The 21,973-nt window shown below is 59.4% G+C and carries 20 protein-coding genes; 13 read left to right on the top strand and 7 right to left on the bottom strand.

Translation table 11 applies throughout. From position 1 onward, the window contains the following. Positions 1-149: 149 nt before the first annotated feature. Positions 150-956 (top strand): TatD family hydrolase, encoded by an 807-nt coding sequence (locus ACA079_RS09860; protein ID WP_497703328.1) that lies wholly within the window; start codon positions 150-152, stop codon positions 954-956. A 104-nt stretch (positions 957-1,060) separates the two neighbouring features. Here the strand turns inward: ACA079_RS09860 and ACA079_RS09855 are convergent, their stop codons facing one another. After that, entirely contained in the window at positions 1,061-2,290 is a 1,230-nt protein-coding gene (locus tag ACA079_RS09855) for an acyl-CoA dehydrogenase (RefSeq protein ID WP_415768159.1), read from the bottom strand. A 165-nt stretch (positions 2,291-2,455) separates the two neighbouring features. Here ACA079_RS09855 and ACA079_RS09850 point away from each other — a divergent pair, with 165 nt between their 5' ends. The 3 genes from ACA079_RS09850 to ACA079_RS09840 all read left to right on the top strand — a co-directional run bounded on the left by ACA079_RS09850 (position 2,456) and on the right by ACA079_RS09840 (position 5,038). Continuing rightward, positions 2,456-3,385 (top strand): LysR family transcriptional regulator, encoded by a 930-nt coding sequence (locus ACA079_RS09850; protein WP_497703327.1) that lies wholly within the window; start codon positions 2,456-2,458, stop codon positions 3,383-3,385. 205 nt (positions 3,386-3,590) lie between these two features. Next, complete coding sequence (locus ACA079_RS09845; protein WP_497703326.1) at positions 3,591-3,992, top strand: MerR family transcriptional regulator; 402 nt, start codon at positions 3,591-3,593, stop codon at positions 3,990-3,992. A 146-nt stretch (positions 3,993-4,138) separates the two neighbouring features. After that, entirely contained in the window at positions 4,139-5,038 is a 900-nt protein-coding gene (locus tag ACA079_RS09840) for a hydroxymethylglutaryl-CoA lyase (RefSeq protein WP_134421418.1), read from the top strand. 618 nt (positions 5,039-5,656) lie between these two features. Here the strand turns inward: ACA079_RS09840 and ACA079_RS09835 are convergent. Continuing rightward, the gene (locus ACA079_RS09835; protein ID WP_497703325.1) at positions 5,657-7,354 is read right to left on the bottom strand and encodes an AMP-binding protein; all 1,698 of its coding nucleotides are present in this window, start codon (positions 7,352-7,354) and stop codon (positions 5,657-5,659) included. 237 nt (positions 7,355-7,591) lie between these two features. Here ACA079_RS09835 and ACA079_RS09830 point away from each other — a divergent pair, with 237 nt between their 5' ends. From ACA079_RS09830 to ACA079_RS09815, 4 genes are read left to right on the top strand one after another with little or no spacing between them, the layout of a single operon-like run. Beyond that, the gene (locus tag ACA079_RS09830) at positions 7,592-8,755 is read left to right on the top strand and encodes an isovaleryl-CoA dehydrogenase (RefSeq protein WP_497703324.1); all 1,164 of its coding nucleotides are present in this window, start codon (positions 7,592-7,594) and stop codon (positions 8,753-8,755) included. A gap of 12 nt (positions 8,756-8,767) precedes the next feature. Next, complete coding sequence (locus ACA079_RS09825; protein ID WP_497703323.1) at positions 8,768-10,375, top strand: carboxyl transferase domain-containing protein; 1,608 nt, start codon at positions 8,768-8,770, stop codon at positions 10,373-10,375. 13 nt (positions 10,376-10,388) lie between these two features. Beyond that, complete coding sequence (locus ACA079_RS09820) at positions 10,389-11,204, top strand: gamma-carboxygeranoyl-CoA hydratase (protein ID WP_134099249.1); 816 nt, start codon at positions 10,389-10,391, stop codon at positions 11,202-11,204. Beyond that, positions 11,204-13,159, top strand: a complete 1,956-nt coding sequence (locus tag ACA079_RS09815) for an acetyl/propionyl/methylcrotonyl-CoA carboxylase subunit alpha (protein WP_497703322.1) — start codon at positions 11,204-11,206, stop codon at positions 13,157-13,159. Before ACA079_RS09820 ends, ACA079_RS09815 begins: the two co-directional genes overlap by 1 nt. Before the next feature lie 39 nt (positions 13,160-13,198). Here the strand turns inward: ACA079_RS09815 and ACA079_RS09810 are convergent, their stop codons facing one another. After that, positions 13,199-13,849, bottom strand: a complete 651-nt coding sequence (locus ACA079_RS09810) for a LexA family protein (RefSeq protein WP_497703321.1) — start codon at positions 13,847-13,849, stop codon at positions 13,199-13,201. Positions 13,850-13,978: 129 nt separating this feature from the next. Between ACA079_RS09810 and ACA079_RS09805 the strand changes: the two genes are divergently transcribed. Next, the gene (locus ACA079_RS09805) at positions 13,979-14,302 is read left to right on the top strand and encodes a DUF6124 family protein (protein ID WP_497703320.1); all 324 of its coding nucleotides are present in this window, start codon (positions 13,979-13,981) and stop codon (positions 14,300-14,302) included. A 502-nt stretch (positions 14,303-14,804) separates the two neighbouring features. Further along, the gene (locus tag ACA079_RS09800; RefSeq protein WP_497703319.1) at positions 14,805-15,956 is read left to right on the top strand and encodes a M14 family metallopeptidase; all 1,152 of its coding nucleotides are present in this window, start codon (positions 14,805-14,807) and stop codon (positions 15,954-15,956) included. 39 nt (positions 15,957-15,995) lie between these two features. Here the strand turns inward: ACA079_RS09800 and ACA079_RS09795 are convergent, their stop codons facing one another. After that, positions 15,996-16,442, bottom strand: a complete 447-nt coding sequence (locus ACA079_RS09795) for a winged helix-turn-helix transcriptional regulator (RefSeq protein ID WP_497703318.1) — start codon at positions 16,440-16,442, stop codon at positions 15,996-15,998. A gap of 96 nt (positions 16,443-16,538) precedes the next feature. Here ACA079_RS09795 and ACA079_RS09790 point away from each other — a divergent pair, with 96 nt between their 5' ends. Next, the gene (locus tag ACA079_RS09790; protein ID WP_497703317.1) at positions 16,539-17,756 is read left to right on the top strand and encodes an MFS transporter; all 1,218 of its coding nucleotides are present in this window, start codon (positions 16,539-16,541) and stop codon (positions 17,754-17,756) included. Positions 17,757-17,874: 118 nt separating this feature from the next. On the opposite strand, the gene ACA079_RS09785 is transcribed toward ACA079_RS09790, so the two are convergent. Continuing rightward, positions 17,875-18,420, bottom strand: a complete 546-nt coding sequence (locus tag ACA079_RS09785) for a cytochrome b (RefSeq protein WP_056740290.1) — start codon at positions 18,418-18,420, stop codon at positions 17,875-17,877. Next, positions 18,417-19,505, bottom strand: coding sequence for a catalase family peroxidase (locus tag ACA079_RS09780; RefSeq protein ID WP_497703316.1), 1,089 nt, complete (start codon positions 19,503-19,505; stop codon positions 18,417-18,419). Before ACA079_RS09780 ends, ACA079_RS09785 begins: the two co-directional genes overlap by 4 nt. Positions 19,506-19,663: 158 nt before the next feature. Between ACA079_RS09780 and ACA079_RS09775 the strand changes: the two genes are divergently transcribed. After that, positions 19,664-20,170 (top strand): RNA polymerase sigma factor, encoded by a 507-nt coding sequence (locus ACA079_RS09775; RefSeq protein WP_309674797.1) that lies wholly within the window; start codon positions 19,664-19,666, stop codon positions 20,168-20,170. Further along, on the top strand, positions 20,167-20,919 hold the full coding sequence (locus ACA079_RS09770; RefSeq protein ID WP_497703315.1) for an anti-sigma factor family protein: 753 nt from the start codon (positions 20,167-20,169) through the stop codon (positions 20,917-20,919). The genes ACA079_RS09775 and ACA079_RS09770 overlap by 4 nt, the downstream gene beginning before the upstream one ends. A gap of 129 nt (positions 20,920-21,048) precedes the next feature. Here ACA079_RS09770 and ACA079_RS09765 read toward each other — a convergent pair whose 3' ends face one another. Next, positions 21,049-21,885, bottom strand: coding sequence for an IclR family transcriptional regulator (locus tag ACA079_RS09765; protein ID WP_008148459.1), 837 nt, complete (start codon positions 21,883-21,885; stop codon positions 21,049-21,051). Positions 21,886-21,973: the final 88 nt, after the last annotated feature.

The following is a 21,973-nucleotide window of genomic DNA, read 5'->3' as shown; positions in this document are numbered from 1 at the left end:
TGCGAAAGACTGGCACAGTGATGGCACCTTTAGCCACCCTGACCTGTCTCGCGGCATCAAGAGACAGCTATAACTCGTTGTAGTTCTTGGCTTTTCTTATAAATCTACAGCTCTGATATGCTTTCCGGCCTTTGGTCCGAGGTAGCACCATGCAACTCATCGATATCGGCGTCAACCTGACCAACCCCAGTTTTGCCGACAAACACCAGGCTGTACTCGACCGCGCCTACGCTGCCGGTGTCTGCCAATTGGTGCTCACCGGCACCAGCGTCGAGGGCAGCGAACAGGCGCTGGAACTGTGCCGGCAACTGGACGAAACGGCTCAACGGCTGTTCGCCACCGCTGGCCTTCATCCCCACTGCGCCAGCGACTGGAACGCCGACAGCGCCCAGCGGCTGCGCAGTTTGCTCAAGGAGCCGAACGTCGTGGCGGTGGGTGAATGCGGGCTGGATTTCAATCGTGATTTCTCCCCGCGCCCGCAGCAGGAAAAAGTCCTGGAAAAGCACTTGGAGTTGGCGGTCGAGCTGCAATTGCCGGTGTTCCTCCACGAGCGCGATGCCAGTCAGCGCTTGCTGGAAATCCTTCGCGATTACCGTGATCAGTTGCCGGCCGCCGTGGTGCATTGCTTCACGGGCGAAAAGAAGGCGCTGTTCAGCTACCTCGATCTGGATTTGCACATTGGCATCACCGGCTGGATTTGTGACGAGCGCCGGGGCACGCACCTGCATCCGCTGGTGAAAGAGATCAAGCGGGGACGGTTAATGCTGGAAAGCGATGCGCCGTATCTGTTACCGCGCAGTCTGCGACCCAAGCCAAAGAATGGTCGCAACGAACCGGCGTATCTGACCGAAGTGTTGCGGGAAGTGGCGTTGCATCGTGGGGAGAGCGAGGAAGATCTGGCGGCTCACAGCACGGCGTGTGCGCGAGCATTCTACGGGTTGCCAATGGTCGACTGACGAACCGAACCTGTGGGAGCGAGCTTGCTCGCGAAAGCGGTTTAACAGTCAAAATTAATTTTGAATGTCCGTCCGCTATCGCGAGCAAGCTCGCTCCCACATTATTAGTGACTGTTGCGCATCATTTCTTTAGGCACGTACTTGCCGATCTCGAACTTGCCGATCGCCGCGCGGTGCACTTCGTCCGGGCCATCGGCCAGGCGCAGGGTGCGCTGCATCGCATACATGTAGGCCAGTGGGAAATCGTTGGACACCCCTGCCCCGCCATGGATCTGGATCGCCCGGTCGATCACCCGCAAGGCCACATTCGGTGCGACAACCTTGATCTGAGCGATTTCGCTTTTCGCAATCTTGTTGCCAACGGTGTCCATCATGTACGCCGCTTTCAATGTCAGCAGACGCGCCATGTCGATTTCCATCCGCGAATCGGCAATCTTGTCGATGTTGCCGCCCAGACGTGCCAAAGGTTTACCGAACGCAGTACGGGTTACCGCCCGTTTGCACATCAGCTCCAATGCGCGTTCGGCCATGCCGATTGAACGCATGCAGTGGTGAATCCGACCCGGGCCAAGGCGACCCTGAGCGATTTCAAAGCCGCGTCCTTCGCCCAACAGGACGTTTTCGTACGGCACACGGACGTTTTCGAACAGCACTTCAGCGTGGCCGTGAGGTGCGTCGTCGTAACCGAACACTGGCAGCGGACGAACGATTTTCACGCCTGGGGTATCCACCGGCACCAGAATCATCGAGTGCTGCGCATGACGCGGCGCGTCGGGATCGCTCAGCCCCATGAAGATCAGAATCTTGCAGCGTGGATCGCAAGCGCCTGAGGTCCACCATTTTTTGCCGTTGATCACCCACTCGTCGCCATCACGCACGGCGCGGGCGGCCATGTTGGTGGCGTCGGACGAGGCCACGTCCGGTTCGGTCATGGCGAACGCCGAGCGGATCTCGCCGCGCAGCAGCGGTTCGAGCCAGCGCTGTTTCTGTTCTTCATTGGCGTAGCGCACCAGCACTTCCATGTTGCCGGTGTCTGGCGCCGAGCAGTTGAACGGCTCGGGACCCAGCAGCGAGCGACCCATGATTTCGGCCAACGGCGCGTATTCGAGGTTGGTCAGGCCGGCGCCGAGTTCGGACTCTGGCAGAAACAAATTCCACAAACCTTCAGCCTTGGCCTTGAGTTTGAGCTCCTCCATGATTGCGGTCGGCTGCCAGCGATCGCCCTCGGCGACCTGGCGCTCGAACACCGCTTCGGCGGGATAAACGTAGGTGTCCATGAACGCGGTCACGCGCTCACGCAGTTCTTGCACCTTGGGCGAATAAGCGAAATCCATGGGCAGCTCTACCTTTTAACTGAGGGTTCAGAGGAGTTGTTCAGGTCATGCAATCGATGCTAGAACAGCTACGAAAATTTACCTAGCCTATTCTCGGCGTGTATTAACATTCATCACCGATATATGATCGGCTGATCGAGAGCCCAACAATAAGAGTGCAGCGCAATGAATCTGAGCAAGGTCGACCTCAACCTTTTCATCGTCTTCGACGCGATCTACACCGAAGCCAACCTGACCCGCGCCGGGCAGATTGTCGGCATTACTCAACCGGCGGTCTCGAACGCTCTGGCCCGTCTGCGCGAGACCTTCAACGACCCGTTGTTCGTGCGTACCGCTCAGGGCATGGTCCCGACGCCGATGGCGCAGAACATTATCGGGCCGGTGCGTAACGCCCTCTCCTTGCTGCGGGTGTCGGTGCAGGAAAGCCGGATTTTCAACCCGTTGCAGGCAGTCAAGACCTACCGCATCAGCATGACCGACCTCACCGAAGCGGTGATCCTGCCGGCACTGTTCCAGCGCCTGCGTCGCCTGGCGCCGACAGTGATCATCGAAAGCTTTCTGTCCAAGCGCCGCGAAACCACCAAGGAACTGGCGGCCGGGCGGCTTGATTTTGCAGTGGATGCGCCGCTCAACACCGACCCGCAAGTGCGCCACGTCAAGTTGATGGAAGACCGTTACGTGTGCGCCATGCGCAAAGGCCATCCGATGGCGGGCAAAGAGAAATTCACCCTCGATGATTACCTGTCGCTGACCCACATCCATATCTCCAGCCGCCGCAGCGGTCTGGGCCATGTCGACCTGGCCCTGGGCAAAATGGGCATCCAGCGCAAAATTGCCCTGCGTTCCCAGCACTACTTGATGGCGTCGCAAGTGCTGCAGCAGACCGACATGGTCATGACCGTGCCGGAACGCTTCGCCCGTCGCCATGACCTGTACTCGGTGAACCTGCCGGTCAACGATGTGCCGCCGGTGGAAACCCACCTCTACTGGCACGAAAGCACTGATCAGGACCCGGCCAACCGCTGGATGCGCGAGCAGATGATCGAGTTGTGCCAGCAAGTGACGGCACATGAGAAGAAGCTCGATAAAGTGTAGGACTGGGCACCGAGGTGCCCCCATCGCGAGCAAGCTCGCTCCCACAGTAGATATTCAGTGAACACAATATCCTTGCATTGCAGGGATCCCTGTGGGAGCGAGCTTGCTCGCGATGAGGTCCGCAAGAACACCGAAGATCCATGCCCCTTGACGTAAACGTCAACCTGCCATTAGCTTAGCGCCATGACCTTTTTCGAGCGCTTCCATGAGCAGCCAGACCTATAGCATTTCCGACCTCGCCCGCGAGCTCGACATCACCACCCGGGCCATTCGTTTTTATGAAGAGCAAGGCCTGCTCAGCCCCGAGCGACGCGGCCAGGAACGCATCTACTCGCCCCGTGACAAGGTCAGCCTGAAGCTGATCCTGCGGGGCAAGCGCATTGGTTTCTCCCTGGCCGAATGCCGCGAGCTGATCGAACTCTACGACCCCACCGGCGGCAATCAGAAACAGCTGCAAACCATGCTGACCAAAATCGCTGAGCGTCGTGAACAGCTCGAGCAGCAAATGCTCGACATCGAACAGATGAAGCTGGAACTGGACACCGCGCAGGAGCGTTGCACCCAGGCGCTGGAACAAACAATCAAAAGTCAGCAAGTGGTTCAGTAGGTACACGCAGTCCCCTGTGGGAGCGAGCTTGCTCGCGATGGCGGACTGTCAGCCAACATCAATTTGAATGTCACGCCCTCATCGCGAGCAAGCTCGCTCCCACAGGGTTTTCTGAACATTCAGACAGTCAGCACAGGTCAACTCCCATGTCCCTACCCACTCACGTACGCCTGGTCGAAGTCGGCCCACGCGACGGTCTGCAAAACGAAGCCCAACCCATCAGCGTTGCGGACAAGGTGCAACTGGTCGACGCGCTGACCGCCGCCGGTCTCGGCTATATAGAAGTCGGCAGTTTCGTTTCACCCAAATGGGTACCGCAAATGGCGGGTTCCGCCGACGTCTTCGCGCAGATCCAGCGTAAGCCTGGCGTGACTTATGGTGCACTCGCCCCCAACCTGCGCGGGTTTGAAGACGCCATTGCGGCCGGGGTCAAGGAAGTCGCGGTGTTCGCCGCCGCGTCGGAATCGTTTTCCCAACGCAACATCAATTGCTCGATCAGCGAAAGCCTCGAACGTTTCGTGCCGATCATGGACGCCGCCAGGCAACACGGGGTCAGCGTGCGCGGTTACGTGTCCTGTGTGCTGGGCTGCCCTTACGAAGGTAACGTCGCGCCGGAACAAGTCGCTCGAGTCGCTCGCGAGCTCTACGCGATGGGCTGCTATGAAGTTTCCCTGGGCGACACCATCGGCACCGGCACCGCTGGCGCGACCCGCAAGATGTTCGAGGTGGTGTCGGCCGACGTACCCCGTGAAAAACTGGCCGGGCACTTCCACGACACTTATGGCCAGGCCATGGCCAACATCTACGCCAGTCTGCTGGAAGGCATCTCGGTGTTCGACAGCTCCATCGCCGGCCTCGGCGGCTGCCCGTACGCCAAGGGCGCCAGCGGTAACGTCGCTACCGAAGACGTGGTTTACCTGCTCAATGGCCTGGGTATCGAGACCGGTATCGACCTGGACGCCTTGATTCTGGCCGGTCAGCAGATTTGCACGGTGCTGGGGCGACCGACCGGTTCGCGCGTGGCCAAGGCTCGTAGCGCACAGTGAGTGCGCGGATGTGTCCGGGTGTTACCGCTGCGTCTGAAACGTGGGGCACAAGCGAGTAACACGGAAACAAATTGTCGGGTTTTGACTGAACGAAAAACCCGACAAAAACTTAATATGTTGATTTTAAAGGCTTTTTAAAAGTTGGCACGGCTTCTGCTATCTCTACTGCATAACAAGAACAAAAAAAGCGGCAAACCTAATAAAAATAAGACGTAACGACTCTGACATAACAAAAACAACACGGCAGAGACGCAGCTAACAGATTTTTTTGGAGAGGATGTGCTTTTCAGGGTGCTTTTCGGAGTAACCCGCAACCGGGCAGAGAACAATAAAACTACCTTCAGGTAGCTCCCGAACTGGTTGGATCGCTTAGCGAAAAAGTAGATCAGCGCTCAAAAAAATACGTTTGCTCTTGATCCCGGATGGGGATCGACAAAAACAGCGGTAAAGGGTCACGGTTTCTAAAAACAACAACAGACCGCCCCTCAATAATAAAAAAAGAGCACGCGCAACGACAAAATTAAAGGGGAGCTTCGGCTCCCCTTTGTGCTTTCTGGCGTTTGTAATTTGCAGCGCCATCCCATGTGGGAGCGAATTCGCTCCCACATGGGATTTTCGTCAGATGTTATTGGTCTTCAACTCCTCGATACTGATCTCGCGCATCCGAAACTTCTGGATCTTCCCGGTTACGGTCATCGGAAACTCATCGACGAACTTAAAGTAACGCGGTGTCTTGAAGTGCGCGATGCGCTCCTTGCACCAGGCTTGCAGCTCCTGCTCGGTAGCGCTGTGGCCCGGATGGAATTTGATCCAGGCGACAATTTCTTCGCCATACCGCGAACACGGAATCCCGATTACTTGCACATCCGCGACTGCCGGATGGGTGAAGAAGAACTCTTCCAACTCCCGCGGGTAAACATTCTCACCGCCGCGGATGATCATGTCCTTGTTACGTCCGGCAATGCATACGTAGCCTTCGTCGTTCATGCTCGCCAGATCACCGGTGTGCATCCAGCCAGCCTGATCGATAGCTTCGGCGGTGCCTTGCGGGTTGTTCCAATAACCAAGCATCACGCTGTAGCCGCGGGTGCACAGCTCGCCGATAGTGCCGCGCGGCACCAGGTTGCCCGCCTCGTCGATGATCTTGCTTTCCAGTTGCGGCTGAGTTCGGCCGACGGTGGTGACGCGCAGTTCCAGTTCGTCTGACGGACCGGTCTGCAACGACACCGGACTTGTTTCCGTCATGCCGTAGGCGATCTGCACTTCGCTCATGTGCATCTCACTGATGACCCGACGCATGACCTCGATCGGACAGGTCGCCCCGGCCATGATCCCGGTGCGCAGGCTCGACAGATCGAATTCAGCGCGCTTGGGCTGATCGAGCATGGCGATGAACATGGTTGGCACGCCGTAGAGCGCGGTGGCCTTTTCTTCGGCGACGGTGGTCAGGGTAAGCAGTGGATCGAACGCATCGCTGGGGTAAATCATGGTGCTGCCGTGGGTCATGCAACCGAGGTTGCCCATGACCATGCCGAAGCAGTGATACAGCGGCACCGGGATGACCAGACGATCACTCGCGGTCAGACCGAGGCTTTCGCCAACCATGTAACCGTTGTTCAGAATGTTGTAGTGACTAAGGGTCGCGCCCTTCGGGAAACCGGTGGTGCCGGAGGTGTACTGGATGTTCACCGCCTGGTCGAAATGCAGACTGTCCTGACGCTCGCTCAACTGCTTTGCCGACACGCTCGCCGCGAGATCGGCCAATTGCGACCACGGCAGGAAACCCGATGGCGGCTGAGCATCAAGGCTGATGACACCGCGCAGCTCCGGCAGTCGTTCGCTCTGCAACTTTCCGATGGAGTGCTCAGCCAGCTCGGGAACGAGGCCTTGCAGCATCCCGTGATAGTCGGAGGTCTTGAAGGCGCCGGCGCAGACCAGCCATTGGCAACCAGACTGCTTCAACACGTATTCAAGTTCGGAACTGCGGTAGGCCGGGTTGATGTTGACCAGAATCACGCCGATTTTCGCGCTGGCGAACTGGCTGATACACCATTGGGCGCAGTTCGGTGCCCAGATACCGAGACGGTCACCGGTCTGCAAGCCCAGCGCCAACAGGGCTTTGGCATGTAAATCCACGGCTTCGGCCAGTTGCTGCCAGGTGTAGCGCAACTGTTGATGGCGCACGACCAGCGCCTCCCCGGTCGGATACTTCGCGACGGTGTTATCGAACGCCTGGCCGATGGTCATCGCCAGCAAGGCTTTGTCCTGGGAACCACGGGTATAGCTGCGCTGCGGGCTTGCACTGGGTTGATCCATGACGACCCCTATTGTCTTTATTGTAGGAGCTAGGCTTGCCTGCGATAGGAACACTGAAGTGTAACTGTAGGACCGCGTTATCGTTCATCGCGAGCAAGCTTTGCTCCTACAGAGTCGCTCAAGTTGACGTTAACGTAAAGGGTGATTGACAGCCATTCGTCACAGGCTTACGTTAACGTAAAGGTGAGAACCAAATCACGGCCCTCCCTACCCTACAAAAAAGCCAAAAGGTGACCCATGAGCTACCCATCCCTGAACTTTGCCCTCGGTGAAACCATCGACATGCTGCGCGATCAGGTTCAGTCCTTCGTCGCCAAAGAGATCGCCCCACGCGCTGCTCAGATCGACATCGACAACCTGTTCCCCGCCGACCTGTGGCGTAAATTCGGCGACATGGGCCTGCTGGGCGTGACCGTCCCGGAAGAGTACGGCGGCGCTGGCCTGGGTTACCTGGCGCACGTGGTGATCATGGAAGAAATCAGCCGTGGCTCGGCGTCGGTCGCCCTGTCCTACGGCGCGCACTCCAACCTCTGCGTCAACCAGATCAACCGCAACGGCAATCACGAACAGAAAACCAAATACCTGCCGAAGCTGATCAGCGGCGAACACATCGGCGCCCTGGCCATGAGCGAACCGAATGCCGGTTCTGACGTGGTGTCGATGAAACTGCGCGCCGATAAACGCGGCGATCACTACGTCCTGAACGGCAGCAAGACCTGGATCACCAACGGTCCGGACGCCAACACCTATGTGATCTACGCCAAGACCGACCTGGAAAAAGGCCCCCACGGCATCACCGCGTTCATCGTAGAACGTGATTCCAAAGGTTTCACCCGCAGCAACAAGTTCGACAAGCTCGGCATGCGCGGTTCCAACACTTGCGAGCTGTTTTTCGACGACGTCGAAGTGCCGGAAGAAAACATCCTCGGCGTGCTCAACGGCGGCGTGAAAGTGCTGATGAGCGGCCTCGATTACGAGCGCGTTGTCCTGTCCGGCGGCCCTACCGGGATTATGCAGGCCTGCATGGACTTGATCGTGCCGTACATCCACGACCGCAAGCAGTTCGGCCAAAGCATCGGCGAATTCCAGCTGATCCAGGGCAAAGTCGCCGACATGTACACCCAACTCAACGCCAGCCGTGCCTACCTTTATGCGGTAGCGCAAGCGTGCGAGCGCGGCGAAACCGCCCGCAAGGATGCCGCCGGTGTGATCCTTTACAGCGCCGAATGCGCGACCCGAATGGCTCTCGACGCGATCCAGATTCTCGGTGGCAATGGCTACATCAACGAATTCCCGGCCGGTCGTCTGCTGCGTGACGCCAAGCTGTACGAAATCGGCGCCGGCACCAGTGAGATCCGTCGCATGCTGATCGGTCGCGAACTGTTCAACGAAACCCGCTAAACGGAGCTGTCCATGGCTATCCTGCATACCCAGCTCAACCCCCGTTCGGCGGAGTTCGCGGCCAACAGCGCGGCGATGCTCAAACAGGTCGACGCGCTGCACACCCTGCTCGCTAAAGTGCAGCAAGGTGGCGGCCCGAAGGCGCAAGAGCGCCACACCTCGCGGGGCAAACTGCTGCCTCGTGAACGGATTAATCGTCTGCTCGATCCGGGTTCGCCGTTTCTCGAGATCAGCCAATTGGCGGCCTACGAGGTTTATGGCGAAGACGTTCCGGCCGCTGGCGTGATTGCCGGGATCGGCCGTGTGGAAGGCGTCGAATGCATGATCGTCGCCAACGATGCCACCGTGAAAGGTGGTTCGTATTACCCGCTGACCGTGAAAAAACACCTGCGCGCGCAGACCATCGCTCAGCAGAACCGATTGCCGTGCATCTACCTGGTGGACTCGGGCGGCGCCAACCTGCCACGTCAGGATGAAGTGTTCCCGGACCGTGAGCACTTCGGACGGATCTTCTTCAACCAGGCCAACATGAGCGCCATGGGCATCCCGCAAATTGCGGTGGTCATGGGTTCCTGCACCGCCGGTGGTGCGTACGTGCCGGCCATGGCCGACGAAGCAATCATGGTGCGTGAACAAGCGACGATTTTCCTCGCCGGCCCACCACTGGTGAAAGCCGCGACCGGTGAAGTGGTCAGCGCCGAAGACCTTGGCGGGGCCGATGTGCACTGCAAGATTTCCGGGGTGGCCGACCACTACGCCGAGAGCGACGAACACGCCTTGGCCATTGCGCGACGCAGCATCGCCAACCTCAACTGGCGCAAACTCGGTGAACTGCAACAGCGCACGCCAATCGCCCCGCTCTACAACAGCGACGAGTTGTATGGCGTGGTGTCGGCGGATGCCAAGCAGCCGTTCGACGTGCGCGAAGTGATCGCGCGGTTGGTGGACGGTTCGGTGTTCGACGAATTCAAAGCGCTGTTCGGGACGACCCTGGTGTGCGGCTTTGCCCACTTGCACGGTTACCCGATCGCGATCCTCGCCAACAACGGCATTCTGTTCGCCGAAGCCGCGCAGAAAGGTGCGCACTTCATCGAACTGGCCTGTCAGCGCGGCATTCCATTGTTGTTCCTGCAAAACATCACCGGTTTCATGGTCGGCCAGAAATACGAGGCCGGCGGCATCGCCAAGCACGGCGCCAAACTGGTGACCGCCGTGGCGTGCGCCAAGGTGCCGAAATTCACTGTGATCATCGGCGGCAGTTTCGGTGCCGGTAACTACGGCATGTGTGGGCGGGCTTACGATCCACGTTTCCTGTGGATGTGGCCGAACGCACGCATCGGCGTGATGGGCGCCGAGCAGGCCGCGGGTGTTTTGGTGCAGGTGAAACGCGAGCAGGCCGAACGCAGTGGCCACGGTTTCAGTGCCGAGCAAGAAGCCGAGATCAAGCAACCGATCCTCGACCAGTATGAAGAACAGGGGCATCCCTACTACTCCAGCGCCCGGTTGTGGGACGACGGTGTCATTGACCCGGCGCAAACCCGCGATGTATTGGCCCTGGCCTTGTCGGCGTCGCTGAATGCGCCTGTCGAACAGAGCCGCTTCGGCGTGTTCCGGATGTGATCGGGAGAAAATCATGAGCGACTTCAACACCCTCGAACTGCTGACCGACCCGCGTGGTTTTGCCACCCTGTGGCTCAGCCGTGAAGAAAAGAACAACGCGTTCAACGCCGAAATGATCCGTGAACTGATCCTCGCGCTGGACAAAGTGTCGAGCGACACCAGCCTGCGGTTTCTGCTGGTGCGCGGACGCGGCAAGCATTTCAGCGCCGGCGCGGATCTGGCCTGGATGCAGCAATCGGCCGAACTCGACTACCACACCAACCTCGACGACGCCCGGGAACTGGCGGAGTTGATGTACAACCTCGCCAAGCTGAAAGTCCCGACGCTGGCGGTGGTGCAAGGCGCTGCATTCGGTGGTGCGCTGGGCCTGATCAGTTGCTGCGACATGGCGATTGGCGCCGATGACGCGCAGTTCTGCCTGTCGGAAGTGCGCATCGGCCTGGCCCCGGCGGTGATCAGCCCGTTTGTGGTGCAAGCCATCGGCGAACGCGCGGCACGTCGCTACGCGCTGACTGCCGAGCGTTTCGGCGGACAACGAGCGCGGGAAATCGGCTTGTTGTCGGAGAGTTATCCGATCGCTGAGCTGGAGCAAAAAGTCGAACAGTGGATCGACAATCTGCTGCTCAACAGCCCGGCCGCCATGCGCGCCAGCAAGGACTTGCTGCGCGAAGTCGGCCACGGCGCGCTGACCCCGGCACTACGCCGCTACACCGAAAACGCCATCGCCCGCATCCGCGTCAGCCCCGAAGGTCAGGAAGGCCTGCGGGCCTTTCTGCAAAAACGTCCGCCGAGCTGGCAAGCCGAAACCACCACCAAGGAGCCGCGTTGATGAGCGCACCTGTTCTCACCACCCTGCTGGTGGCCAACCGCGGCGAAATCGCTTGCCGGGTGATGCGCACCGCCAAAGCTTTGGGCCTGACCACCGTGGCCGTTCATAGCGCCACTGACCGTGAAGCCCGCCACAGCCGCGAAGCGGATATCCGCGTCGACCTCGGTGGCAGCAAAGCCGCTGACAGTTACCTGCAAATCGACAAACTGATCGCCGCCGCCAAGGCCAGCGGCGCTCAGGCGATCCATCCGGGTTATGGCTTCCTTTCCGAGAACGCCGGGTTCGCCCGCGCCATCGAAGAAGCTGGCCTGATTTTCCTCGGCCCGCCCGCCTCGGCCATCGATGCGATGGGCAGCAAATCCGCCGCCAAAGCGTTGATGGAGACGGCCGGCGTGCCGCTGGTGCCTGGCTATCACGGAGAAGCTCAGGACCTCGACACCTTCCGCGACGCCTGCGAACGCATCGGTTATCCGGTGCTGCTCAAGGCCACCGCGGGCGGTGGCGGCAAAGGCATGAAAGTGGTCGAGGATATCAGCCAGTTGGCCGAAGCCTTGGCGTCGGCCCAGCGTGAAGCGAAATCCTCGTTTGGCGATTCGCGGATGCTGGTGGAGAAGTACCTGCTCAAACCGCGCCATGTGGAAATCCAGGTTTTCGCCGACCAACATGGCAACTGCCTGTACCTCAACGAACGTGATTGCTCGATTCAGCGTCGGCACCAAAAAGTTGTTGAAGAAGCACCCGCTCCAGGCTTGAGCCCGGAACTGCGTCGCGCCATGGGTGAGGCCGCCGTGCGTTCGGCACAGGCCATCGGTTACGTCGGCGCCGGCACCGTGGAGTTTCTGCTGGATTCTCGCGGTGAGTTCTTCTTTATGGAGATGAACACGCGCCTGCAGGTCGAACACCCGGTCACCGAAGCCATCACCGGCCTCGACCTGGTGGCCTGGCAGATTCGTGTCGCCCGTGGCGAAGCGCTGCCGATGACTCAGGCCGAGGTTCCGCTGATCGGCCATGCCATCGAAGTGCGATTGTATGCCGAAGACCCGGGCAATGATTTCCTGCCGGCGACCGGTCGACTGGAGCTGTATCGTGAATCCGCGCAAGGTCCGGGACGGCGGGTGGACAGTGGCGTCGAAGAAGGCGATGAAATTTCACCGTTCTACGACCCGATGCTCGGCAAACTGATTGCCTGGGGCGAGGATCGTGAACAGGCGCGACTGCGGCTGCTGAGCATGCTCGATGAGTTTGCCATTGGCGGGCTCAAGACCAACATCAACTTCCTGCGCCGGATCGTCGGCCATCCGGCGTTTGCTGCGGCCGAACTGGATACCGGGTTCATTCCGCGTTATCAGGAAGAACTGCTGCCAGTCGCTTCGGACCTCAGTGACGAATTCTGGCAAGCCGCCGCCCAGGCGTTTGCCCAAAGTCAGCCGAATACGACCCGTGCCGATGACCCGGTTTCACCTTGGGCCAACAGCAATGGTTTCCGTGCCGGACTGCCGACAGAAATCACCCTGCATTTGAGTTGTGAAGGCCAGGATCGCGCGCTGACATTGGGCGATGCTGATACCCACACCGCTCAGCTCAAGGGCGAGCAACTGCTGACCGAGCATAACGGCCTGCGCCGCCAGCATCGGGCAATCCGCCGGGGCGACGTTGTGTATCTGCAATGGGAAGGTGAATTGCGCCGCATCGAGTCCTACGACCCGATCAGTGCCGTCGAAGCCAGCCACAGCCATCACGGCGGGCTGACCGCCCCCATGAATGGCAGCATCGTTCGGGTACTGGTGGAAGCCGGGCAAACGGTCGAAGCCGGGGCGCAGTTGGTGGTGCTGGAGGCGATGAAGATGGAGCACAGCATTCGTGCGCCACACGCTGGGGTGATCAAGGCGCTGTATTGCCAGGAAGGCGAGATGGTCAGTGAAGGCAGTGCGTTGGTCGAGTTTGAAGAAGCATGAAATGAAGATCGGTCCTACGTCTTGCGAGGACCGATCTGATTAGAACCTGGCTGTCGCCTGAACCACCACGCCGATAATTCGGCACTCTTCGGTGTAAAGGGCTTTCGGATACGTCGGATTGAGCGGGACCAGGTAACGCTGCCCGCCCTCTTCTATCAGTTTGCGGAAAACCGCCTCGGTACTGTCCGGCCAGTGGGCAATCACCAACTTTCCGGGTTCCGGCACAATGGCCGGGTCCACCAGGATCATCATGCCCTCGGCAACGCTGATACCCGTGGGCGCAGTCATCGCATCGCCCACCACACTCAGCCAGAAGGCCGGGCCCTGGGCGTGGTAGTCGGTCAGCTCGAAGCGTTCCTCCTTGCGATACACCGTCACCTCACCATCACGCAGCTGCGCCGGCTCCTTCCAGTCACTGACCGGGTAGCGGAAGTACGGGTTGTACTTCAGCGCCAGAGGCATCTCCTCCTCTTCCAGGATGAGTGGTTCGCGGATCACCAGCACCACTTCAAGAAAGTCCATGCCCAGCGCCTTCAACACACGGTTCATGTTGACGACGCCAGGGTCGCGGCGTTTGTTCAGCCAGTGGCCGACGCCGCCCTGGGACATCCCGAGGCGATCTGCGAGTTCGTCTTGAGTGACTTTGAGTTCACTCATCTTGGCCTTGACCAATTCAATCCATTTATCCATGTGCGGCACGATACGTGGGCGCCTCCGGCCGTCAAAACACAAATTGTAGTATTTAATCTCTCGTCATAAATACAGTACGTACTAGGATTGGTTCACGGATCTGAATCTATCACGGAGCTTGCCATCGCCATGTCCATCCCCTGCAACGACCTGCATGACATGCAAATCGACACTTCCCTCACCTCGCCCAAAGGCTCTGCCGCCGCGCAACGAGCGCTGGACTATTACTTGAAACCAGCTGTTTCAGAGGAAGTGGTCGAAGAACGTTTCTTTGACGTAAACCGCAACATCAGCTGCGAAGAGGCGCTGGTCCATGCCACGGATTTGCTACGTTGTGCCGCCGCCATCGCGTACGAGTCAGCCAGCAATTTGCAGGGCGCAAGTCGGGACCTGGCGCTTTCGGCGGTGCACATGATCGACATGGCCAGGGTGATGGTGGATCGATCCCTGTAGGGTGATCAGAACGGGTGAGACACGGGTGCTTGCGAGGAGGACGGGAAAGAATTTTCCAATCGCGCAGACAAAAACATTTGACTTGCAAACGAGAATGATTATTATTGCATGCAGCTGGTCGCGAGATCAGTCGATTGTCCAAGTGACCTTAGGTCGGTCTCCTGGACTATCTCCTCATCAGGCTAATCACGGTTTTTGACCCGGCTTTTTGCCGGGTCTTTTTTTTGCCAGTTATTCTGGCTTTACCTTCAGGCTAATGAAGTCTTTAGGTGTTGCAAATTCGAATGGCGCGGATGATATCAAAAGAATATCCGTTGGCAAGAGAAGCCCGGCATCATTGGCCCAAACTAATCAAAAATAGCGCTTGAGAATCAATCGCACAGTCTCTAAGCTTCGTCGGCGTCAAGGAGGACGCCCCCCGCTTCACCCCAGAATTTCCCCCGGTTTTTCCCTTCCCAGCGTGTAAAGTAGCAGCCATAAAAATCATATTCAGGAATCGACTATGACCGTGGCTAAATCCTCTTTCGACATCAGTGCCAACTTCGACAGTGGCAACATTGAAGTGCTGGACATCAGCAATCCGTTGCAAGCCCTGCTGGCCATCAAGCCAGACACCCGCAGCCAGCACTTTCAATGGTTCCACTTCAAGGCCAGCGGTCTGCATGTCGGTCAGGAACACTGGTTTCGTCTGAACAATGCCAGCAAGTCCTCCTATAACAAAGCCTGGGATGGTTATCAGGCGGTGGCGTCCTACGACCACGTGAACTGGTTCCGGGTGCCGACCATTTTCGAAGGTGACTGCCTGCGCTTCAGCCTTGAAGCCACCGCCACCCACGCCTGGTTTGCTTACTTCGAACCCTACAGCCGCGGTCGCCATGACTGGTTGATCGAGCAAGCGCTGACCAAGGCCGGCACCGAACTGCTGGCCACCGGCAAGAGCGTCGAAGGTCGAGACATCCAGCTACTGCGTAAAGGCACGGGTGCCGAAGGTCAACGCAAGGTCTGGATGATCGCCCAGCAACACCCCGGCGAACACATGGCCGAATGGTTCATGGAAGGTGTGATCGAACGCCTGGAAAAACACGACGATCCGGTATTGAACAAACTGCTGACCAGCGCCGATCTGTACCTGGTGCCGAACATGAACCCGGACGGCGCTTTCCACGGTCACCTGCGCACCAACGCCATGGGCCAGGACCTGAACCGCGCCTGGCAGAGCGCCAGCCAGGAAATCAGCCCGGAAGTGCTGTTCGTTCAGCAGCAGATGGAAAAGTACGGTGTGGACCTGTTCCTCGACATCCATGGCGATGAAGAAATCCCCTACGTGTTCACCGCCGGCTGCGAAGGCAACCCGGGTTACACGCCACGGATCGAAAAACTCGAAGAGCATTTCCGCAGTCATCTGAAGCATCTGACCAAGGACTTCCAGACCAAGCATGGCTACACCCGCGACGAACCGGGTAAAGCCAACATGACCCTGGCGTGCAACAGCGTCGGCGAGAAATTCGACTGCCTGTCGCTGACCCTCGAAATGCCCTTCAAGGACAACAACGATGCGCCGAATGCGCTGACCGGCTGGTCTGGCAAGCGCTCGAAGCAATTGGGCAAGGATGTGCTGACCACCGTGGCTGACATGGTCGATACCTTGCGCTGATCACGCTCGATGGCTGCATGCCCGGCATGCAGCCATGCCTCACTCGGCAGCGATCCGCACGCAATCCTCAGGTCCCAGCAAGCGGCCATCCTCTGCACGTAATTCCAGCGTCTGCACCGGTCGGCCGTTCTCTCGGTCGACAACCCGCGAGCGCGCCTCCCCTGCCTCATAGAAAAACGCCTCGCCCCATTGGCGCAATCCGATGATCAACGGGAACAGGCCTTTGCCCTTTTCGGTCAGCACATATTCCTGATACGCACTGCCGTCCGATGCCGGCACCAGGTCGAAAATGCCGTGGGCCACGAGGGTGCGCAGCCGCGCAGACAAAATATTCTTGGCCATGCTCAAACTGCGCTGAAACTCCCCGAACCGGCGTATGCCGTCAAATGCATCGCGCACGATCAGCAACGACCACCAATCACCAATGGCATCCAGGGAACGGGCAACCGGGCATTCGGCGTTTTCCATGCTTGTACGTTTAGCCATGAGCGCGCTCACATCCATCAAATGTAGTTGCAATATAAAACCAGCTTCCTTACCGTACAACTGGTTTCACTTTGAAACCACAAAAGGAAGCCCGTCATGAAACCTGAACATCCATTGAGCGGCGCCGTGGTGCTGCTGTTTGCCATCGCCTGCGGCCTGGCCGTCGGCAATGTTTACTACGCACAACCGCTGCTCGATGCCATGGCCGAGGCCTTCGCCATGGACCCCGCAACCATCGGCATCGTCATCACGCTGACGCAAGTCGGTTACGGCGCAGGCCTGGTGTTGCTGGTGCCGCTAGGTGACCTGCTCAATCGCCGGCGCCTGATCGTTACGCAAACTGTGCTGTCGGCGCTGGCCTTGCTCACGATCGCACTGGCGCCTGACAACATCTGGCTGCTGATCGGCATGACATTGACCGGGTTATTGGCTGTCGTGACCCAAGTGTTGGTCGCCTACGCCGCGACATTGGCCATCCCGGAACAGCGAGGGCGTGTGGTCGGAGTGGTCACCAGCGGCATCGTCGTCGGCATTCTGCTCGCCCGGACAGTGGCCGGCGGCATGGCTGACCTCGCCGGTTGGCGTTCGATTTATCTGTTGTCCGCGGGTTTGACGCTGGTGATGGCGTTGCTGCTGTTTCGTGTGTTGCCCAAACATGAAGATGCGCAACCCGCCAGATCCTACGGCGCCTTACTGGGCTCGGTATTCACGCTGTTCAAGGAAGAACCGGTGCTACGCCAGCGGGCGGTGCTCGCTCTACTGACCTTCGCCAGCGCCATGGTGTTGTGGACGCCCATGGTGCTACCGCTGAGCGCCCCGCCGCTGTCGTTGTCCCACACACAAATCGGATTATTCGGACTGGCAGGTGCCGCTGGTGCACTGGCCGCCGCTCGCGCCGGGCATCTGGCTGATCGTGGCCTGGGACAATGGACCAGCGGTTTGTCACTCTTGTTGATGCTGGTTTCCTGGCTGCCGATCGCCTTCACCCAGTCCTCATTGTGGGCATTGCTGCTTGGCGTGATTACCCTGGATCTGGGTTTGCAGGCCGTGCACGTCACCAGCCAGAGCATGATCTACAGCGTGCGCCCCGAAGCCCAAAGCCGACTCACCGCCGGCTACATGCTGTTCTATTCAATTGGCAGCGCCTTGGGGTCGATCGGTTCGACGGCGATGTACGCGTGGGCCGGGTGGCTCGGCGTATGCCTGCTGGGCGCAGGCATCAATGCTGTGGCGTTGATCTATTGGTGGCAGACACTCGCCCCCCGGACACTTGAATCCTGTGGCGAGGGAGCTTGCTCCCGCTCGGCTGCGTAGCAGGCGCAAAACCTGCATTCGCATGGTTTCCGACACTACTGTGTTGCAATTGATGGGGGCTGCTTCGCAGCCCAGCGGGAGCAAGCTCCCTCGCCACAATGTTGTGCCAACCTTTAAATCAGCCGCGATCCTTGCCCCGCAACATGCTGTCCAGCACGTCATCGCGGCGCACCCAGCCGTGAAACAACGCCGCCGCCAAATGCAGCAGTACCGTCAGGAACAGCAAATACGCCAAATACCCGTGAGCCTTGCGCAGGAACGCAAACACCTGCGCATTCGCCGGTACGATCGACGGTAACTGCAATGAGCTGCTGAGCATCACCGGATCCCCCGCCGCCGAAATCATCGCCCAGCCCAGCAGCGGCAGGATCAACATCAAGGCATACAACAAGACATGCGAAGCCTTCGCCGCCAGTGCTTGCCAACCCGGCAGATCCGCTGGCAGCGGTGGCTGTTGAGTGGAAAAGCGCACGGCCAGGCGCACGATCACCAACAGCAGAATCGCGACGCCCAAAGGTTTGTGCAGATGAATCAGCCACTCATGACGCTCGGACACCGAAGCGGCCATGCCCGCGCCGATAAACAGCATGGCAATGATCATCAACGCCATCAGCCAGTGCAGCAATCGCGCTAAAGGCGCGAAGTGGTTCGGTTGAGCGCTCATTGACGAGACTCCTGTTTATTAGCGGCGGGCAACTGGCTGACTTCGCTGGTACGACGCAAGTAGGAAGTGGCGTACCCCGCTGAACGAGCGGCGAGCAATGGGTCGTCGGAACCTTCTATACCGGCGGGCAGTACCAGCGGGTCGTAGTTGATGTCCCGGCATTCGCCATTGAGTTGCGGCTGGGTGCTTTCGAGCACCAGGGTGCCGGCGTTCAACACTTTGCGACCCTCGGGCCAGGCCTTGCTGGCGTCGTTGACCGGATCACCGGGATTGGCCAGTGTGATGTTCAGCTGCCAACGCAGCGGCCCTGCGGAAATGCGCTGAACCAGGTCTTTCTCCAGGAATTCACCCCCTTCAGGCGCCGTAGCACCCGCGGCATCCTGAGCGACGGGCACCATGCTCCAGCGCACCGCTTGCCGTTGCCCGGCCGCGTTCACCAGGTAAAACGCATTGACGCTGTTGTAGGTTTCCGTCACGTAACTGGCCGACGGCTTGGCAGTTTTGATCCAGGCCAGGAACGGTGCAGCTTCCGGATGCGAACCGAAGAACGCTGGCACGGCAGCCGGGTTCGGCTTGCCGGTGGCTGGGTCCGGTGACTGAGCTTGTTGCAATTGGTAGAACGCCTCGGGCGTGCCCACCGGGAACACCGGCATGCTGTTCATCCCGGTGCGCCATTGCTGGCCGTTGGCCTGGGTGAATCGCAAGGCCAGGCTGCGGATCGGCACGCTGTTGTCCGGCGCATAAGGATTGCCAGCCGGCAATGCGAAACGCCCGACCACCGGGGTCCGCGCTACATTGAACACCTGAGCGCTGGAATAGCTGCGCGCCTCACCGCTGCTCTCGAAATGCCCGATCACGCACACGCCTTTGGAGTGGTTACGCCGGAAACCCGGGTGCACGCCGTTGTTGGTCTCCAGCACATTGATCAGCTTTTTCGGCGTCAGGCGCTGTGGGTCAAAGGTGCCGTTGACGTAGGCAAAAGCCCCGGCCAGAGCGGCAACCACCACAGCGATACCGGCCAGACGTAATGTCAGGCTCGCGGCACTCAAGGGTGGCCGGGTGGGCGGTGATGAGCGATCTACCATGAATGACTCCAGGGCCATCGGCCACAAGTGAGAAGGATCAAGCAGACGAACCCCGTGGTGGTTTATTCCATTGCGCCATATTTATTTTTTCAGGCGTGGAATAACCTCCAATGCCGGGCGTCTCTCTAGTCCACAGCGTAGTGACTAGCCAGAACTTCATGAACGATATCGACGAACAACTGCGAGAAATCATTCCCAGATTGCGCCGGTTTGCCGTGTCGTTGACGCGCAACCCCAGCAGCGCCGACGACCTGGTGCAGTCTTGTCTTGAGCGCGCGCTGTCGAGTTGGGGCGACAAACGCCCCGAGGGCGACTTGCGCGCCTGGTTGTTTTCGATTCTGTATCGACAGTTTCTCGATGCTCACCGGCGCTCCCGGCGTTATGCGCGGATGCTCGAATTCTTTACCGGGCGTGACGATACACAGCCGTCGGTGGAGCGCACCGTGATCGCCCAATCGACCCTGAAAGCCTTCGATCAACTCACCACTGAACAGCGCGCCCTGCTGCTCTGGGTCTCGGTCGAAGGCTTGAGTTATAAAGAGGTCGCCGAGATTCTCGACGTCCCCACCGGCACCGTGATGTCCCGCCTGTCCCGTGCCCGCCAAGCCTTGCGCCAGTTGAGCGACGGCGAAATCACCCGCCCTTCCCTGCGGAGACTTAAATGATCAGCCTGCCCCCAAGCGAGCGTGACCTGCACGCCTACGTCGACCAGCAACTCAGCGATGCCGACCGACGTCTGGTGGAGACTTTTCTGGCCAGCAACGCGGAAGTGGCTGCCCAAGTGCGTGCCTGGCAGCAGGACGCCCAGCAATTGCGCGCGGCATTGAGCGGCGCCCTGCAGCAACCGGCCAACCCGAACCTCGACCCGGCACTGATTCGCCAACGCCTGAAACGACAATCTCGCCGTCACCTGGCCAGCGCCGCCGTGTTGCTGATCGCGGTCAGCGTCGGCGGGTTCAGCGGTTGGCAAGCCCGGGAGATGACGCTCATCAGTGCTCAACTGCCGATGACCGATGCCCTGCAGGCCTATCGCCTGATTGCCCAGCAAGGCATCTTGCCGGCCGACTACAAAGTCAGCGACGACGGTGATATGCAGGGTTGGCTCGACCGTTATTTCACTCAGGCCAATCGCTTGCCTGACCTCTCGGGCGCAGGTTTCAAACCGGTCAGCGGACGCTTGCTCAGCACCGAGCAAGGGCCGGCGGCGATGGTGGTTTACGAGGATCAGGGCGGGCACAAGATCAGCTTCTACGTCCGCCCACCGGGTCCGAAAAACTACCTGTTACCGAGGGGCAGTCGCAGCGATGGCGAGTTGCAGGCCGAGTACTGGTCGGGGGGCGGGTACAACTATGCGATGGTCAGCCCGAGTGATACGCCGGCGGCGCAGTTGCTCAAGAAAACCGTCCAGTTCTGACCTCTGATACTGATCGTTCCCACGCTCCGCGTGGGAATGCCTCACCGGACGCTCCGCGTCCAATGCGGGGGACGCAGAGCGTCCCGGGCTGCATTCCCACGCGGAGCGTGGGAACGATCGACATAGGGGTCAGCCCTGCCCAAATACCTGCGAAGGCCTACGCAGCAACGGGTCGAACGGATTGATCCGCGGCCCGATCAGTGCCGCTTCGCGCTTGAGCATTTCGACCACCGTCGGCAAGCGATCCGGTCCCAGCCGATCACTCACGGTGGCCACACTCAACGCCGCCACGGCCCGCCCTTCACGATCCAGAATCGGCACCGCCACCCCGGCCATGCCCTGCAACACGCCGGTGTTGCGCCCGGCATAACCAAGCTTGCGCACGTTCTCGACTTCCGAGCGCAGGAACACCTCGTCGTACAGGTGGAAATCCTTGAGCCGCGGCAAGTTGTAGTGAATCACCGTGTCGCGCTCTTCTTCCGGCAGGAACGCCAGAATCGCCAGGCTGCCCTGCCCCACGCCCAGCGCCACCCGCCCGCCGATGTCACCGGTAAACGTGCGGATCGGAAACGGCCCTTCACTGCGATCGAGGCAGATCGCATCAAAACCACTGCGCGCCAACAAAAACAACGAATCCCCCAACGATGCCGACAGCCGCAGCAACGCCGGACGCACCAGTTCACGCAGGTTTCCGGTATTCCCGGCGCGGGCCGCCAGGGCAAAAAACTCAAGACTCAAGCGATAGCGTTTGCTGCGCGCATCCTGCTCGACCATGCCCTCATCCATCAGGCTGCGCAGCAATCGGTGCGTGGTCGGTTGTGACAAACCGATGCGCTGGGCCAGTTGCGTCACGCGCTCCCCGCCCTCGACGGTGTCACCCAGACTGCGCAGCACGGCAAACAGTCTGGAGACCGCGCCAACACCGACATCACTTTTGCTTTCATTCCGCTCAATGGAATCTGTCATGGGTTTTCTCAACTATTAATTTACTCACCGAATGAAACTGAAAATAGTCATCGCTTCAGTGAAATAGGCCATTGAGCCCATCCTATTC

The organism is Pseudomonas sp. LBUM1645 (assembly GCF_059716185.1).
Note: the sequence above shows the minus strand (reverse complement) of the source record. Positions and strands in the feature narration are given on the sequence as shown.